The 15,234-nt window shown below is 66.3% G+C and carries 15 protein-coding genes; 11 read left to right on the top strand and 4 right to left on the bottom strand.

Annotated elements, in window-relative coordinates:
- Both CAF53_RS21425 and CAF53_RS21420 read right to left on the bottom strand, forming a co-directional pair.
- Window positions 1–772: PAS domain S-box protein (locus tag CAF53_RS21425; RefSeq protein WP_100239516.1), on the bottom strand; the 772-nt coding region annotated here is incomplete at its 3' end.
- A 20-nt stretch (window positions 773–792) separates the two neighbouring features.
- Entirely contained in the window at window positions 793–1,608 is an 816-nt protein-coding gene (locus CAF53_RS21420; RefSeq protein WP_046765167.1) for a universal stress protein, read from the bottom strand.
- Between the two features lie 128 nt (window positions 1,609–1,736).
- Here CAF53_RS21420 and CAF53_RS21415 point away from each other — a divergent pair, with 128 nt between their 5' ends.
- Both CAF53_RS21415 and CAF53_RS21410 read left to right on the top strand, forming a co-directional pair.
- Window positions 1,737–2,027 carry a hypothetical protein gene (locus CAF53_RS21415; protein ID WP_242443550.1) on the top strand — a complete coding sequence of 97 codons (291 nt, stop codon included), beginning with the start codon at window positions 1,737–1,739 and terminating at the stop codon, window positions 2,025–2,027.
- Between the two features lie 73 nt (window positions 2,028–2,100).
- Window positions 2,101–2,595 carry a GNAT family N-acetyltransferase gene (locus CAF53_RS21410; protein ID WP_100239515.1) on the top strand — a complete coding sequence of 165 codons (495 nt, stop codon included), beginning with the start codon at window positions 2,101–2,103 and terminating at the stop codon, window positions 2,593–2,595.
- 53 nt (window positions 2,596–2,648) lie between these two features.
- On the opposite strand, the gene CAF53_RS21405 is transcribed toward CAF53_RS21410, so the two are convergent.
- Window positions 2,649–4,112 carry a GH1 family beta-glucosidase gene (locus tag CAF53_RS21405; RefSeq protein WP_100239514.1) on the bottom strand — a complete coding sequence of 488 codons (1,464 nt, stop codon included), beginning with the start codon at window positions 4,110–4,112 and terminating at the stop codon, window positions 2,649–2,651.
- Window positions 4,113–4,337: 225 nt separating this feature from the next.
- Between CAF53_RS21405 and CAF53_RS21400 the strand changes: the two genes are divergently transcribed.
- The 9 genes from CAF53_RS21400 (at window position 4,338) to CAF53_RS21360 (ending at window position 14,160) form a co-directional block, all read left to right on the top strand.
- Entirely contained in the window at window positions 4,338–5,963 is a 1,626-nt protein-coding gene (locus tag CAF53_RS21400; protein ID WP_100239513.1) for a histidine kinase, read from the top strand.
- Window positions 5,960–6,610 carry a response regulator transcription factor gene (locus CAF53_RS21395; protein ID WP_100239512.1) on the top strand — a complete coding sequence of 217 codons (651 nt, stop codon included), beginning with the start codon at window positions 5,960–5,962 and terminating at the stop codon, window positions 6,608–6,610. Before CAF53_RS21400 ends, CAF53_RS21395 begins: the two co-directional genes overlap by 4 nt.
- A gap of 129 nt (window positions 6,611–6,739) precedes the next feature.
- Entirely contained in the window at window positions 6,740–8,236 is a 1,497-nt protein-coding gene (locus tag CAF53_RS21390; RefSeq protein WP_100239511.1) for an aminotransferase class III-fold pyridoxal phosphate-dependent enzyme, read from the top strand.
- Complete coding sequence (locus CAF53_RS21385; protein WP_100239510.1) at window positions 8,237–9,778, top strand: glycosyltransferase family 39 protein; 1,542 nt, start codon at window positions 8,237–8,239, stop codon at window positions 9,776–9,778.
- Window positions 9,775–10,788: a UbiA family prenyltransferase gene (locus CAF53_RS21380; protein WP_052757495.1), complete on the top strand. Its 1,014-nt coding sequence runs from the start codon at window positions 9,775–9,777 to the stop codon at window positions 10,786–10,788. The genes CAF53_RS21385 and CAF53_RS21380 overlap by 4 nt, the downstream gene beginning before the upstream one ends.
- On the top strand, window positions 10,785–11,417 hold the full coding sequence (locus tag CAF53_RS21375; RefSeq protein WP_100239509.1) for an HAD family hydrolase: 633 nt from the start codon (window positions 10,785–10,787) through the stop codon (window positions 11,415–11,417). Before CAF53_RS21380 ends, CAF53_RS21375 begins: the two co-directional genes overlap by 4 nt.
- Window positions 11,386–11,727: a hypothetical protein gene (locus tag CAF53_RS21370; protein WP_157801333.1), complete on the top strand. Its 342-nt coding sequence runs from the start codon at window positions 11,386–11,388 to the stop codon at window positions 11,725–11,727. Before CAF53_RS21375 ends, CAF53_RS21370 begins: the two co-directional genes overlap by 32 nt.
- A complete protein-coding gene (locus CAF53_RS21365; protein ID WP_100239507.1) occupies window positions 11,720–13,144 on the top strand; it encodes a GMC family oxidoreductase in 1,425 nt (474 codons plus the stop codon). Before CAF53_RS21370 ends, CAF53_RS21365 begins: the two co-directional genes overlap by 8 nt.
- Window positions 13,141–14,160 carry an NAD(P)-dependent oxidoreductase gene (locus CAF53_RS21360; protein ID WP_046765175.1) on the top strand — a complete coding sequence of 340 codons (1,020 nt, stop codon included), beginning with the start codon at window positions 13,141–13,143 and terminating at the stop codon, window positions 14,158–14,160. The genes CAF53_RS21365 and CAF53_RS21360 overlap by 4 nt, the downstream gene beginning before the upstream one ends.
- Here CAF53_RS21360 and CAF53_RS21355 read toward each other — a convergent pair.
- A complete protein-coding gene (locus CAF53_RS21355; protein ID WP_100239506.1) occupies window positions 14,113–15,123 on the bottom strand; it encodes a lysylphosphatidylglycerol synthase transmembrane domain-containing protein in 1,011 nt (336 codons plus the stop codon). The genes CAF53_RS21360 and CAF53_RS21355 overlap by 48 nt on opposite strands.
- Window positions 15,124–15,234 lie beyond the last annotated feature (111 nt).

Raw genomic sequence — 15,234 nt, 5'->3', positions numbered from 1 at the left:
CGAGGCCCCGGCTGTCGACGCCGATGAAGGCCAGCGCCGCGCCCTCGGCCAGCAAGCCGCGCAGGGATTCGGGCTGGCGCATGGTTTCGCCGCGCTTGATGAATTCGCGCAGCGACCGGATGATCTCCCCGGCGCGCAGGGCTTGGGCCGCGCTTTCGTCCATCGCCTCGCGCAGCAGGTCGCGGTCCACCGGCCCCTCGGCATCGAGCAGGTCGCGCCCGGCCTCCATATAATTGGCGATGGCGGTCAGCGGCTGGTTGAGCTCATGCGCCAACGCGGAGGCGAGCGTGCCCATCGCCGTCACCCGGCTGGTATGAGCCAGTTCCGCCTGCAAGTCGGCCACCCGCCGTTCGGCCTGCTGCCGTTCGGTCAGGTCGCGGATGAAGCCGGTGAACAGCCGCCGTCCCTGGTCGCTGACCTCGCCCACCGACAGTTCGATCGGAAAGACCGATCCGTCCCGCCGCCGCGCGCTGGTGAGGCGACCGATGCCGATGATCCGCCTCTCGCCCGTATCCAGATAATGGCCGATATAACCATCATGCCGTTCCCGGTCGGGGGACGGCATCAGCATCGAGATATTCTCGCCCAGCACGTCGCTTTCGGCATATTGGAACATGTTCTGCGCCGCCGCGCTGAAGGACACGATGGACCCATGCATGTCGATGACGATCAGCGCATCGGGCACCGTCGCCAGGATCGAGTCGAGCAGAGCCTGTTCCAGACTATGCGCGCGCGCGCTCAAGCCATCGGTTTCATCATCCGCTACCGCCATGCCTCCACCATGCCGCCTGATCAGTGGGCGAGCAAGAGCGGTACGTGCACTTCGCGCAACATGGAGCGGGTGACGCCGCCGAACACCATCTCGCGCAGCCGGCTATGGCCGAAGGCGCCCATCACCATCCAGTCGGGCTTCAGCACGCCGATCGCCGCCTTCAGCGTCGCCTCGATCGTGCGGCCGTCCTGCGGCCAGCTATGATATTGGCACTTGATGCCGTGGCGGGCGAGATATTCCGGCGCGTCGGTCGCGGGGAAGGGATATTTGCCCGCTTCCTCCACCGTCACGACATGCACTTCCTCGGCGAGCTTGAGCAGCGGCACGGCGAGGCGCAGCGCCGTGGAGGCTTCCTGCGATCCTTCCCAAGCCACCAGAGCGCGGCCGGTGACGGGGAAGGATTTCGCAGCCTGCGGCACCGCGATCACCGGCACCCGCCCGGCCAGCGCCAGGTCGGCGGCCAGGTGCAGTGGATCGGCCAGTTCCTTGCGCGGACCCGAGGGCAGGGTCACGATGATCCCGTCGGTCAGCGCCGAAGCGGACAGCAGGCCGTGGACCAGATCGCCCTCCGCATGGCGCCAGTCCCAGCTCACATCCTCCCGCCGCAGCCGGTCTTCGGTCCGCTTGCGGGCCTTTTCGTCGATGTCGTACAGCTCCGCCATCATCGCCGGGGCCATGGAGGCGCCGCCATACATGTCCGCCGCGACGAAATCGGGCACGGCCGTCACCTGCACGCAATGGATGTGCGCGCCCGAGGCGCGGGCGATATCGCAGGCCGCCTGCAAGCGGCTTTCCGCGCCATGGTCTTCATGAATGTGCAGCAGGACCGATTTCATCGACTGTCTCCTTGCCATGCATCGTGTGTTCCCTGACTGACTAGGGCGTCCCCCGCCTCCATCGCCATCAGGGATAATCCTTATATCGCTTTTCGCCGCGGAATCCGATTGCAATGGCCATGAGCTGGATGACGATACGCCTGGAACTTGCCCGTACGCCCGCCTTCCCCAACGGGTCGGCGGCACGCAGCTATGTGCTGCGCCTGCCCCTGGGGGAGGACGGGCTGATCGACGAACCGGCCTGGCGTAGCCATCCGGAACTGGCGACGGTGCGCCGTTTCTGGCCCAATGAGCCGGACCGCCACGGCACGCTGCTGCGCACCCGCGAAGGCTGGGCGCTGTCCTATGAGCCGGGGGAAGAGGATGATGAAAGGATCTTCCGTCTGGACGCCCATGCGATCCGGGCGGGGGCTATCTGACCCTGACCGAGCCTGATGGCGAGCGCCTGCCCTTCGTGGTCAAGGCACTGACGCCGGCCTGAGGAGGACCATTATGACTGAACTTCATACCCGCACCGGCTTTTCCTTCCGCGTGCGTCCCGCGACCGCCGCCGATGGCGAGGCACTGACGGCCTTTTTCGGGCAGGTGTCCGACGAGGATCGCCGCTTCCGCTTCCTGAGTGCGGTGCAGGCGCTGACCCAGGCGCAACTGTCCGACCTGACGCGGCATGAGGATCAGGCCCATGAAAATTATCTCGCCCTGGGCGAGGACGGGACGATCCTGGCCGTCGCCACGCTGGCGGCGGACAAGCGGCGCGAAACCGGTGAGGTCGCCATCGCCATCCGGACCGACCACAAGGGGCGAGGGATCGGCTGGACCTTGCTCGACCATGTGGCGCAGGAGGCGAAGGGCTGGGGCGTCAAGCGGCTCCAGTCGATCGAGAGCCGCGAAAACCACGCCGCGATCGCGCTGGAGCAGGAAAAGGGCTTTACCGCCTCGCCGGTCGAGGGCGAACCGACGCTGATGCTGCTGGAGCGGACCTTCTGACGCCCTTCCCGTCGCCGTTCCCGCCTTTGCGGAGACGGCGATGACGGGGCCGATCAGACCAGCCTGTTCGTCCGGACCAGTTCCCGATACCAGTCGGCGCTCAGCTTGGGCGTGCGCTTGCCGGTCCTGAAATCGACATGGTGGATGCCGAACAGCTTGGTATAGCCGTCCTCCCATTCGAAATTGTCCATCAGGCTCCAGATGAAATAGCCGTCGACCGGATAGCCCTCGCGCGCGGCCCGCTGCATATGGGTGATATAGTTGCGCAAGTACATGACACGGTCGGCATCATAGACCTTGCCGTCGGCGGCGACGACATCGTCAGCCGAACAGCCGTTTTCGGAAATGAAGAGGGACTTGGGCCTCCAGAGTTCGCTGACGGCGCGGATGCTCCAATACAGTATCTCCGGCGTGACGTAGAGCCACGGGGAGGACATGCGCGGCGATTGCGGCCGGTGGGCCAGAATTTCATAGCCTTTGGGCGATCCGTCGGCGCGCACGCTGTTGCCGGTATAGACGTTGATCGACAGGAAATCGAGCGGGCTGCCGATCAGCGCCATGTCGCGGTCCTTGACGAGCGGGGCGTCCCTGCCCTGCGCGGTCAGGTAGGAATCGAGATATGTCCCTTCCATGATCGCGGTGAGGAACATCGCATTTTCCGCGCGCACTGCCTTCTTCGCGGCCTCTATTTGCCCGGCGCTCTCGATGGCGGGCACGAACAGCGCCGGATTGTCGGCCAGACCCACCAGCGTCCCCGCCCGGGCATGGGCGCGCACCGCCTGGACGCCCAGCCCATGGGCCAGAACGCCGTGGTGGCGGATCTGATTGACCTGTCGCATCGGCAGTTTCAGGCCCGGCGCCTTGCCGCCGGTCATGTAGCCCAGATCGGTGAAGCAGCGCAGTTCGTTGACGGTCATGAAATGCTGCACCCGATCGCTCAAATGCCCCGCCATGGTGCCTGCATAGTCGGCAAAGGCATAGGCGGTGTCGCGATTCTGCCAGCCGCCCGGCAGCGCATGGGGCAGGTCCCAGTGGAACAGCGTGACATGCGGCGCGATTCCGGCGGCGAGCAGCCCGTCGACCAGCCGGTCGTAATAATCGATCCCCTTCGCATTGGGCCTGCCCCTCCCTTCGGGGAAGATGCGCGACCAGGCGACGGAGAAGCGATAAGCCTTGACCCCCAGCGCCTTCAGCAGGGCGATGTCCTCGGGATAGCGGTGATAGCTGTCGCAGGCGACATCGCCGGTATCGCCATTGGCGACCTTGCCGGGGGTGTGCGAAAACACGTCCCAGTTGGTGAGGCCACGCCCGTCCTCCTTCACCGCGCCCTCGATCTGATAGGAGGCGGTGGCGCAGCCCCAGAGGAAGCCGGATGGAAAGGAGAGGGCGTCCTTCGGCATGGCGCGGGCAGAGGCTTGCGCGTTTGCCGAAGCGGCGGGCATGGCGGCGCCCAGTGCGGTGCCCAGTGCGGCGGCACCCAGGCCCAGACCCAGTTCGCGACGGTTGATGCCGCTCATATGATCATTCTCCTTATCGACCCGACCCGTTTCGTGCTGGTACCGCCCGCCACGACATGCGCGCGATCATGCCCGGCTTTCGGACGAGCGCCAGTGAGCGGATAGTCGTAGAGGCCGCGCCGCCGGTTCGAAGAGCGCAAGGTTCAAACCTGGCGTCCATCCCGTTACCCATAATCGCAATTGAGCGGTCCCGTCCTCCGTGAGAGACATTTGCGAGGGTGATGAATGGGACAATCGAGCCATTCCGATAATCTGCCGGGTGTTTCCCCGTTCCATCGGCTGCACTTGCTGGTGAAATTCCATATCGGCGCCGATCCGGAACGGCTGATTTCGGCCGGCCGGCTGGTATCGGCCCTGTTCGCGGCGCTTGCCATCTATCTTGACCCCACCCGTCCGGCACGGTCGCTGAACGAAGCGCATCTGGTGCTGTCCGCCTATGTCGCCTTTTCGCTGCTGTTGATGCTGTGCCCGCCGCGCCGCCCGCTCGCCCATCCGGTGCACCTGCTGTCCCATGCGGTGGACGTGCTGGCTCTGGGTACGCTGGTCTATCTGACCGATGAGCTGGACAGCCCTTTCTTTCCGTTCGTGCCCTTCATCCTGCTGGCGACCACCATGCGCTGGGGCATGCGCGGCGCGGTGCTGGGCGCGATCGTCATGGAGGGCATGATGATTGCCGTGGGATGGCGGGATCTGACCGACGGCGATTCAGAGCTGAATCTGGTCATCATGCGGTCGGCCTATTTCCTGGTGGCGGCGGCCATGCTGGGTTATTTCGGCGCCTATCGCGCCCGCAGCGGGCAGCGCTTCGCCCAACTCGCCTCCTGGTCGGCCGCCCCGGTCAGCATGGACGAGCGGGCGTGGCTGCATGACCTGCTGGACCATGCCTCCCGCCTGCTGGGCGCGCCGCGGTTGATCCTGACCTGGCAGGACAGGGGCGATCCGGTCGGTCGTGCCGCCCTGTTCGGGCCGGAAGGGTTGGCCCTTCTGCCGCTGCCCGACGGGACCGGACGGGCCGGGATCGCCGCGATCTTGCAATCGGCCGGATGGGCCATGCCCGCGCCTCGCGAGATGCGTTCGGCGCCCTTCGTCGGCACCCGCAACAAGGGGCGGCTCCATGTGCTCGATATCCGCCACGGCCATGAGGACGACGCATCGCTCGCGCGGATCACCGCCCAGCGCATTGGCGATGAGTTGGAACGGTTCGCGCTTACCCATGCCATCGCCGAAAGCGCGCGCGACCAGGAACGGGTGCGCCTGGCCCGCGACCTGCATGACAGCGTGCTCCAGGACCTGACCGCCGCCACGCTGAAACTGAAGGCGGTCGCCGCCGGTCTGCCTCCTGCCGCGCGCGGGACGCTTCAGGCGGTGAGCGCGCTTATGGCGGCGCAGCAGCGGCGGATAAGGCTGTTCGTCGAGGACGGCCGGAAACTGGCGGCTCTTCGCCCGCTGTCCGCCAGCCTGTCGCAGAATGTGAACGAACTGTGCGACCAGTGGGGCTGCGACATCGGTTTGACGGTCACGCCGCCCGACATGGAGGCGACCGCGCGCGTCCATCGCGAGCTGGCGCAGCTTCTGTCGGAGGCGACCGCCAATGCAGTGCGCCATGGCGGGGCAACGCGGCTGAACGTGGAACTGAGCCGGATCGACCATGGCCTCAGCCTCTGCATCGCGGACAATGGCTGCGGCATGATCGTGGGGGAAAGCGATGATCCGCCCCGGCCGCGATCGCTGCGGACGCGGGTGGAGGATATGGACGGCAGCCTGGCCATCACCCGCTATGCCCCGGGCCTGGCATTGCGGATCGAGATGCCCCTGCCTGAAATGTCCGAACCCGGAATGCCCGCGTCATGAGCCGGCACACTGTCTTTCTGGTGGACGATCATCCCGTGCTGTTGCGCGGCCTGGCCGATCTGGTGGCGATGGAGACGGATTTCAGCGTCGCCGGCAGCACGACGCGCAGCGTCGATGCCTTTGCCATGATCGACAGGCTGAAGCCCGACATGGCCGTGCTGGACATCAACATGCCCGACGTCAGCGGACTGGCGATCCTGCGGCGCATCCGGGCGGCGGACCTGCCGGTACGCGTCGTGTTCCTGACGGCGATGATCACGCCGAGCCAAGCGGCCGAGGCGTTGGCGCACGGCATATGGGGCATATTGCTGAAGGAAGCCGCGCCCGACATGCTGATCGACTGCCTGCGCGGCGTCGCGGCTGGGCGGCGTTGGTTCGCGGACGATGTGGCGGCGAAGCTGGGCAACCTGCCCATCCCTGCGGTGCCGGCCGGGCTGGCGGGACTGACCCGGCGGGAGAGGGAGATTGCCGGGCTGGCGTGCAGCGGGCTGTCGAACAAGCTGATCGCCAGGGAATTGGGGGCAGGCGAGGGAACGGTGAAAATCCACCTGCACAATATCTTCCAGAAGCTGCGGGTGAACAACCGGACGGCCTTGGCCGCGCTCTATTATCAAAGGGGCGACGGCGAATCCCCGGCTGGTACGTAGCTGGGGCAAAGGGGGATAGCAGGAAGGGTTAGGCCCCGGTTCCTTCGACGTATATAATTCCATGGATTCCGGTGGCTGCGCCCCGTCCCCTATTCTGTCCGCATTCAAAACGGCTGAGGCAGAATCGAGATGGCGACGCAGATCCGGGAAGAGCTTCCGTCGCCGTCCTTCATGGTGAAACCGCAACTGCTGTCGCTGGACGAGGCGCTGGCGCTCGACATGGGGCGGGCGAACCGGCTCTATGCCGATCATGTCAATCGCCACATGCTCCAGATATTCGGCATATTGGGTCTCGACCGGATGGACGTGCAGGCGGCGGAGGGGACGACGCTGCACCTGACCGACGGGCGCCGTGTGCTGGACTTTTCGACCGGCATGGGCGTGGTGGGACTGGGCCATAATCATCCGCGCATCATCGCCGCCGAGCGCACCTGCCACGAGCGGCGGGTGATCGACTGCGCGAAATTGTCGCCCAGCAAGTTGCAGGCGGCACTGGCCCATAATCTGGCGCAGATCCTGCCCGATCCGCTCGACACCAGTTTCTTCACCACATCGGGCGCGGAGGCGAACGAGGCGGCGATGAAGCTGGCCGAGCGTATCCAGACGCCCAAGGGCAAGCATAAATTCCTCTGCATGCGCGGCGCCTTTCATGGCAAGACCCATGGCGCGCTGGCGTTGACGACGGCGACCGACGTGCAGCAGGGTTTCCTGCTCGGTGTGCCCAGGGAGCATGTCGTCTACGTGCCCTATGGCGATATCGACGCGATGCGCGCGGCGGTGGCGGCCGAAGCGATGGGGAACGGCGGGAACAGCATCATCGCCGCGATCATCGAGCCGATCCGGGGTACGGCGTGCGAGGTGCCGCCGCCCGGCTATCTGGCCGCCTTCGCGCAGCTTTGCCGCGAAAATGACATCCTCTCGATCTTCGACGAGGTGAAGGTAGGCACGGGCCGCACAGGCCGTTTCTGCGCCTTCATGCACGAAAATGTCGTGCCCGACATGGTGACGCTCGCCAAGACGCTGGGTGGGGGCAAATGCGCCATGGGGGCGATGGTGACGGCGCGGGCGCTGTTCGAGCGGGCCTATGGCAACCGCAACGACTGCAACCTGCACAGTTCGACCTTCAGCGGTCTGGGCGAGAGCTGCGCGGTGGCGATCGAGACGCTCAACACCCTGTATGACGACGGGCTGATCGACAATGCGGCGGAAATGGGCCGCTATCTGGAAGGGCGGCTGGAGGCGCTGAAGGCGCGCTATCCGCGCACGCTGATCGACGTGCGGGGCAGGGGACTGTTCCGCGCGATCCGGCTCAACTTCCGGGAGGATCTGGTCGCCAAGCTGATCGACGTGTCGAACAATCCCATCTTCCTCACCTATCAGACCGTGCTGATCGGGGCGGTCGCGCGGCAGTTGTACGATCGGCACAATGTCATCGTCCATTTCCAGCCGGGCGCGCGGGACATCCTGCACTTCATGCCCCCCTTCATCGTGACGCGGGCGGAGATCGATCAGCTGGTCGACGGGCTGGACGAGATTTTCGACCGGGGTATCGCCGACAGCGCGCTTCGCTTCGTGATCGAGAATGCCCGGCGGGTGCTGAGCCGACCCTTCGCGAAGGATCGGTGAATGTTCCAGTTCAGGCCCCAGGAAGCGCTGTCCGCCGCCATGCCGACGCCGGTCTTGGACCGGTTCGGCGCCATCGGTTTTCCGTTGATCGCCATATTGTTGTTCACCCTGTCGACCCATCATGGCATCGGCATTTACCCCGACAGCACCCGCTATATGGGGCTGGCGGCGCGGCCCTGGGATGCGCCGCTTTATCCCGCGCTGCTGCATCTGGTGGCCGCGACCGGGATAGACATTGCGGCGGGGGCATGGGGTATCGGCCTCGCCCTCTGCGCGATCAACGCGTTTCTCACCTGGACCGTGCTTCGGGAAGCGAGCGGGCGGGCGAGCTATGCCGCGCTGGGCACGGCGCTGGTGGTGATCGCGCCGCAGACGGTGGCCCTGCATGCGCTGGCCATGTCGGAGCCGTTATTCCTGACCATGATTCTGGCGAGCATGGGGGCGTTGCTGAATTATATACGGTCGGGCGATCGGCCTTGGTTGCTGGGGGTGGGATGCGGCGTCGGGTTCGCCTCTCTGGTGCGCTTCACCGGGCCGCCTCTGGGGGCCGCGATCGCCTTGTTCCTCCTGATCGACCCGCGTCGTCCCCTGGGGCGGCGGGTGGCGGATGTGGCTTATGTGGCGCTGCCCTCCGCCCTTCTTTTCCTCGGTTGGGCCGGGATCAGCGAATGGCTGATCGGCCGGTCGACGGGTCGCCCGCTGGAATGGCTGGGCAATATGACCGCAGGGGACTGGTTGACCAGTTTCAGCGCGCTCACGGCCTGGATCGTGCCCGACGAAGTGCCTTTCGGCCCGCGCGCCGCCCTGTTCCTGATGGCGCTGGCGGCCAGCCTGACATTGCTCTGGAAACACGGCAGGCGTGCTTTATCGCGCGAAGGAAAGCCCGACCCGTCCATGCTGGCAGTGCCGCTGGGCCTGTTCTTCTTCACTTATCTGGGCTTCATCGTGCTTGCGACCTCGATCGAGGCCAATCTGCACCTCAACAGCCGCTATGCCTATCCGGTCTACTGCACCAGCGTCATGGCGATGACCATCGTGCTGGCGCGACTTTCGGTGCAGACCGGAGGCGTACGCAAGCTGCATGGCGCGCTGGTGGGCCTCGCCCTCTTCATGGGGGTGAGCCATATGCTGCGCACCGCCGACCGGGTGCATCAGGCCTATAGGCAGGGGCTGGGCTTCGCATCCCTGCAATGGACGCGCTCGCCCACGCTGGCGGCGTTGGGACAACTGCCTCGCGATGCCATCCTCTACAGTAACGGGCCGGACGCGATCGGCTATGTCCTGCGCCGTCCCGCGCGAAATATCCCGGCCCATATCCTGTTGCGCACGGGACGGGAGGACCCGGATTTCCCCTATGCCGCGCAACTGGCCGACGCCCGCAAGGCACTGGCGGGGGGCAAGGCCTATATCGTGTTCCTGAACGGCGTCGACTGGCGCTTCTACATGGCGGGAGAGGCCGAACTGGTCCGCCGCCTCGACCTTCGCCTCATCGCCCGCCGCACGGACGGCGCCATCTACGGCCCCAGGGAGAGCGCATCATGAGCATCGACGGTTTCACGGCCCGCCTCGTCCCTGTCCAGGCGATGCCCGCCCGCGGCCGGTTGCGCGACTATGTCGCCATCGCCCGGCTCGATCATATGACGAAGCATGTGTTCATCCTGCCGGGCATCGTCCTGGCCCATGTGCTGCGCCATCCCGCGACCGCGCCCGATCATGCCGTCATGTTGGTCACCATCCTGCTCGGCCTGCTCAGCGCCATTGCCATCGCCTCGGCCAACTATGTCATCAACGAATGGCTGGACCGGGAATTCGATGCCTATCACCCGCTGAAATCGGCGCGTACGGCGGTGCATCGCAGCCTGTCGGCGCCGCTCATCTATTGCGAATATCTGCTGCTGGTGGGCATCGGCCTGGGTCTGGCGGTGCAATTGGGGCCGCTGTTCGCCTGGACCGCCGCCGCCTTCGTGCTGTCGGGACTGATCTACAATGTCCAGCCGGTGCGGACCAAGGACCGGGTCTATCTGGACGTGGTGAGCGAGAGCATCAACAACCCGATCCGGCTGATGCTGGGCTGGACGATGATCGACCCTGTCACCATGCCGCCCAGCAGCCTGCTGTTCGCCTACTGGATGGGCGGCGCCTTCCTGATGGCGGCGAAGCGGCTGGCGGAATATCGCGACATCACGGCCGATGGAGGCGCCGATCTGCTGCCGCGCTACCGCCGGTCCTTCGGCCGTTACACGGCGGAAAATCTGGCGGTGTCCTGCCTGCTCTACGCCATGCTGTCCGCTTTCTTCCTAGCGGTGTTCCTGATCAAATACCGGCAGGAATATATTTTCGCGCTCCCCTTCATCGCGATCCTGTTCGCCAGCTATTTCTGGTTGGCCATGCTGCCGGGGTCGGTGGCGGCACGGCCGGAGCGGCTGTTCCGTTCGCGCCGGCTGATGGCGGCGAGCTTCGCGGTGGCGGCGTCGCTGGCCATCCTGACCTTCGTCGACATGCCGTTCCTCAATTATCTTTCGACGCCCAGCTTCGTTCATGTGCGGCCATGATCGACTGGGATCGCTTCGACCTGGTCGTGTTCGACATGGACGGCACGCTCTATGATCAGCCGCCCCTGCGAAGGCGGATGGCGGTCATGCTGGCGAGGGAGACCATCCAGAGCCGATCCATGGCGGTGGCGCGCATGCTGGGCGCCTATCGCCGCCGCCGGGAGGCGCTGGCCGATACGACGGCGCGGGATTTCGCGCAGGAGCAATATCGGCTTCCCGGCCGTGATCCCGAGACGGTCCGGGCGGTGGTGCGGGAGTGGATGGAGGAACGGCCCTTGCCTTTGCTCCGTCGCTTTCGCGTCGAAGGGGTGGAAGCCTTGTTCGCGCGCCTTTCGGTGAGCTGTGCGGTGGCCGTCCACAGCGATTATCGGGTGGAGGCGAAGCTGGCGGCGCTGGGCCTGTCGGCGCGGTTCACCGTCGCGGCCGAGGATGTCGGACGCCTGAAGCCCGATCCGGCCGGGCTGCGCTGGCTGATGGCGGCGGCCCGCGCCGATCCCGCGCGCACGTTGATGATCGGCGACCGTGACGATCGGGATGGCGAAGCCGCAAGGCGGGCGGGGGTGAGGGCGTTGATCCGGGGACGGGATTTCCGTCACTATGACGAACCGATCTTCCGCCATGCTGCCTGACTTCGCCGCCACCGTCGGCGCACTGGCCGCCACCGTTGCCGAACGGGAGCGGGGCGCGACCGGATCGGTGCAGGGCGCGCGCGATTTCGTGCTGGCGAGCTTCGCGGCGATGCCCGTCTATCTGCGCCCGCCATTGCGTGCCGCGACGTTGTTCTTCGATCTGTGGGCCCTGCCCCGGCGCGGGCGGCTTTTCCATCGCCTGTCTCCACGCCAGCGCCGCGCCCAGATGGAGGCGTGGGAAACCGGGCCCGCGCGGATGCTGATCCGCTTCTATGTCAGCCTGGTCCTGGTGAGCCTCTGGCATGACTGAGCCGGTCAAGGACAGGATACGCGCCGATGTGGCGGTGATCGGATCGGGACCGGGCGGCTCCGTCACCGCGACGCTGTGTGCGGAAGCGGGCTATTCCACCCTGCTGATCGAGGAAGGACCCGACCTGCCGCTGGACGCCATGGCGCATTTTTCGGGCGAGGAGATCCTGCATAAATATCGCAATGCGGGTGTCACCATGGCCTTCGGCCATCCGTCCGTCACCTATGTCGAGGGGCGCTGCGTCGGCGGGGGCAGCGAGGTCAATCGCGGCCTCTATCACCGCACCCCGCCCCATGTGCTGGAACAATGGGTGGCGAGTCATCGTGTCGATGCCCTGACCCCGGACGAACTTGCCCCCCATTTCGAGGCGTGCGAGGCGACGGCGCGGATCGCCGCCTTTCCGGGCACGCCGCCGCCCCTGTCGCAGCGGTTGGGGGAGGGCGCGGTCAGGCTGGGCTGGGATGCCGTCGCCGCGCACCGGCTCTACGATTATGAAGCTGGGCGCAAGCAGTCGATGAGCGCGACCTTCGTGCCCCGTTTTCGCCGGGCGGGCGGGCGGTTGATCGCGGACATGCGGGCGCAGCGCATCCGGCGCATCAATGGGCGCTGGGAAGTGGCGGTGCTCCATCGGTCGGGGCCTATGGTCACGATCGTCGCCGATACGCTGTTCGTCGCCTGCGGGGCGGTGCAGACGCCCGCTTTGCTGCGCCGCTCGGGTTTCAGGCACAATATCGGCAACAGCCTGCGTTTCCACCCGATGCTGAAGGCCGTCGCCTTGTTCGACGCGCCGGTCAACCGGCCCGGCGATCCCGATCCGGTCCACCAGATCAAGATGTTCGAGCCGCGATTCGGCATCGGCTGCTCGATCAGTTCCCCCGCGATGCTGGCGCTGGCGCTGGCAGCGAACCCAGCCATGCGGGCGCGGATCGGCGCCGATGCCGACCGGATGGGGCTTTATTATGTGCAGAACGGCACGGGCCATGGCCGGGTGCGGGCCCTGCCGGGGAGCCGCGATCCGCTGGTGTCGGTCCGTCATCACGATATCGAATTGGACCAGCTTTACGATGGGCTGAAGCATCTTGTCCGCGCCCTTTTCGCTGCGGGCGCGCAGGCGGTGCAGCCCTGCCTGCCGGGGTTCGGGCTGCTGTATTCGGCGGCGGAACTTGCGTCGCTCCCCGCTCGCCTGTCGCGCAAGGCCGCCATGCTGACATCGGTGCATGTCTTCGCCTCCTGCCCGATGGGCGAGGACAGGCGGTTGGGCGCGACGGATTCATGGGGACGGATTCACGATGCCCATGGCCTGCGCATCGCCGATGCCTCGCTGATGTGCGGGCCGACCATCGCCAACCCGCAAGGCAGCGTGATGGCCATCGCGCATCGCAACGCGCTGCATGCCATCGAGCGGAGATTTGCATGACCCTGCATCTGGTGACGGGCGGCTGCGGCTTCATCGGCGCGCGGATGGCGCGGCGGCTGTGGGAACGGGGCGAACGGGTGCGTGTGGTCGACCTGCTGCGCGATTCCACGCTGCCGCGGGGCGTCGAGTTCCGGCAGGCGAGCATTTGCGACCGCGCCGCGATGGCCGACGCGCTGCGGGGCGTGAACGTGCTGCACCATTATGCCGCACTGGTGGCGCAGTCCGATGCCGGACGCCGTTATCAGGCCGTCAATGTCGAGGGCAGCCGCGTCATGGGGGAGGAAGCGATCCGCGCCGGGGTCGATGCCATCGTCCATCTGAGCAGCACGTCGGTCTACGGCCTGCCGCCCGATGGGCCGATCACCGCCAATATGATCCCTCAACCGCTGGAAGGCTATGGTCGTTCGAAACTCATGGCCGAAAGGCTGATGGCCCGGCTGTGCGAGGCGGCGGGCGTGCCGCTCATCACCATCCGGCCACGAGCGACGCTGGGGGAGGGGCGGCTGGGCATCTACCAGATCCTGTTCGACTGGATTGCGGAGCATCGACGGCTGCCCGTCATCGGCGATGGCGGCAACCGGATGCAGTTCGTCCATGTCGACGATCTGGTGGATTTCATCCTGCTCGCCTTGTCGCTGGAGCGAAGCGGGACCTATAATGTCGGGACCGACGAATTCGGCACGTTGCGGCAGGATCTGGAGGGGTTGATCGATCATGCGGGAAGCCGGTCGCGGATCGTCGGCCTGCCGGTGATGCCGGCGATGATGGCGCTGGGGATGCTGCACGCGCTCCGTCTGTCACCGCTGGTGCCATGGCAATATCGGACCTATCATCGCGACTGCCATTTCGACGTCGCGCCGCTGCTGGCGATGGGATGGAAGCCGCGCTGGTCCAATGCGGCGATGCTGGCGGAAAGCTATGACGGCTATCGGGCGCACCGGCCGGTATCGGGCGCCTCGGCGCACCGGTCACCCCTGCGGCAGCAGGCCATCGGGCTGCTTCGCCGTCTTTCCTGAAAAGGGCAGCCAGAGGATCGCGAAAAGGGCGGTCGGTGCCCAGAGCAGGAGATGGGCGAGCAGCAGCACGGCGGCGGCATGATCGGCGGCGATGCCGTTGCGCGTGAACGCCGCCAGCCCGAACAGTTCGAACGTGCCGAAATGGCCGGGGAGACCGGGAACCAGCGTGCCGAGCGTGCTGGCGGTGAAGGCGGCCATGGGCGGCTGCCACTGTGCCAGCGGACCGCTCAGGCTGTTCCAGGCGCCGAGGAACAGCATCGCCTCCAGCAACCAGCAGAGGATCGAGAGGGTGCTCAGCATCAGGACTCGTTGCGGGGAGCGCAGGATGGCAAAGGTCGCCAGCATGTCGCGAACGGCACGGGCGATCCGGCCCCTGAGGGTCCTGCCCGGCGTGGTGGCGGGAGGAGGGGTGGCGGGAGGAGGGGCGGCCGGAGGAGGGGCGGGAAGTCGGCTCAGGACAAGGGGCGCGCCGATCATGCCGGCCAGCGCGGCGACGATCAACGCGGCGCCGCCAGCGGCGGGCAAATGCAGAGCGGCCAGCGCCACCCCCAGCAACAGCAGGGCGGCGAGATCATAGAAACGTTCGATCAGCATCGCACCCAGAACGCTGCCGGTGCGCAGGTCCATTTGACGCTGGAACCAGGCAAGGCGGAACACGTCCCCGGCCCGCAGCGGCAGCAGGTCGCTGATGCCGAAGCTGGCGATGAAGGGCGCGGGGACGGCCCGCAGGGGAAGTTTCCGGCCCGCCACCGCCTCCAGCAACATCCAGAAGCGGACGGCCCGCAACAGGAAATCCAGCGCGAAGGCGAAGAGCGCGAAGACGAGTGGCGGCATCGCCGCGCGCAGCAGGATGGAGGCGGCTGCGCCCATGTCGATCTGGCGCAGGAAGAGCAGCAGCAGAGCCAGCCCTATGCAGCATTGCACGGCGACGCGCAGCCGACGGTGATGGAGGAGGCTGTGCATCCGGACCCGTTCTTCCCGCTCCGCTGTCGAACCGGGTCAAACTCTCATGATTTGACCCGCACCACAATGAACCACTCCGGTCATGGCCGATAGGGGGAGGCAACTCTTTTG

This window comes from Sphingobium sp. LB126, from assembly GCF_002795205.1.
In the GTDB taxonomy this organism is placed as follows: domain Bacteria; phylum Pseudomonadota; class Alphaproteobacteria; order Sphingomonadales; family Sphingomonadaceae; genus Sphingobium; species Sphingobium chungbukense.
Note: the sequence above shows the minus strand (reverse complement) of the source record. Positions and strands in the feature narration are given on the sequence as shown.

Excerpts from the sequence above, each read along its gene's own strand:
- CAF53_RS21420 (WP_046765167.1), bottom strand. The coding sequence starts at position 1,608 with ATGAAATCGGTCCTGCTGCACATTCATGAAGACCATGGCGCGGAAAGC.
- CAF53_RS21415 (WP_242443550.1), top strand. The coding sequence starts at position 1,737 with ATGACGATACGCCTGGAACTTGCCCGTACGCCCGCCTTCCCCAACGGG.
- CAF53_RS21410 (WP_100239515.1), top strand. The coding sequence starts at position 2,101 with ATGACTGAACTTCATACCCGCACCGGCTTTTCCTTCCGCGTGCGTCCC.
- CAF53_RS21405 (WP_100239514.1), bottom strand. The coding sequence starts at position 4,112 with ATGAGCGGCATCAACCGTCGCGAACTGGGTCTGGGCCTGGGTGCCGCC.
- CAF53_RS21400 (WP_100239513.1), top strand. The coding sequence starts at position 4,338 with ATGGGACAATCGAGCCATTCCGATAATCTGCCGGGTGTTTCCCCGTTC.
- CAF53_RS21395 (WP_100239512.1), top strand. The coding sequence starts at position 5,960 with ATGAGCCGGCACACTGTCTTTCTGGTGGACGATCATCCCGTGCTGTTG.
- CAF53_RS21390 (WP_100239511.1), top strand. The coding sequence starts at position 6,740 with ATGGCGACGCAGATCCGGGAAGAGCTTCCGTCGCCGTCCTTCATGGTG.
- CAF53_RS21385 (WP_100239510.1), top strand. The coding sequence starts at position 8,237 with ATGTTCCAGTTCAGGCCCCAGGAAGCGCTGTCCGCCGCCATGCCGACG.
- CAF53_RS21380 (WP_052757495.1), top strand. The coding sequence starts at position 9,775 with ATGAGCATCGACGGTTTCACGGCCCGCCTCGTCCCTGTCCAGGCGATG.
- CAF53_RS21375 (WP_100239509.1), top strand. The coding sequence starts at position 10,785 with ATGATCGACTGGGATCGCTTCGACCTGGTCGTGTTCGACATGGACGGC.
- CAF53_RS21370 (WP_157801333.1), top strand. The coding sequence starts at position 11,386 with ATGACGAACCGATCTTCCGCCATGCTGCCTGACTTCGCCGCCACCGTC.
- CAF53_RS21365 (WP_100239507.1), top strand. The coding sequence starts at position 11,720 with ATGACTGAGCCGGTCAAGGACAGGATACGCGCCGATGTGGCGGTGATC.
- CAF53_RS21360 (WP_046765175.1), top strand. The coding sequence starts at position 13,141 with ATGACCCTGCATCTGGTGACGGGCGGCTGCGGCTTCATCGGCGCGCGG.
- CAF53_RS21355 (WP_100239506.1), bottom strand. The coding sequence starts at position 15,123 with ATGCACAGCCTCCTCCATCACCGTCGGCTGCGCGTCGCCGTGCAATGC.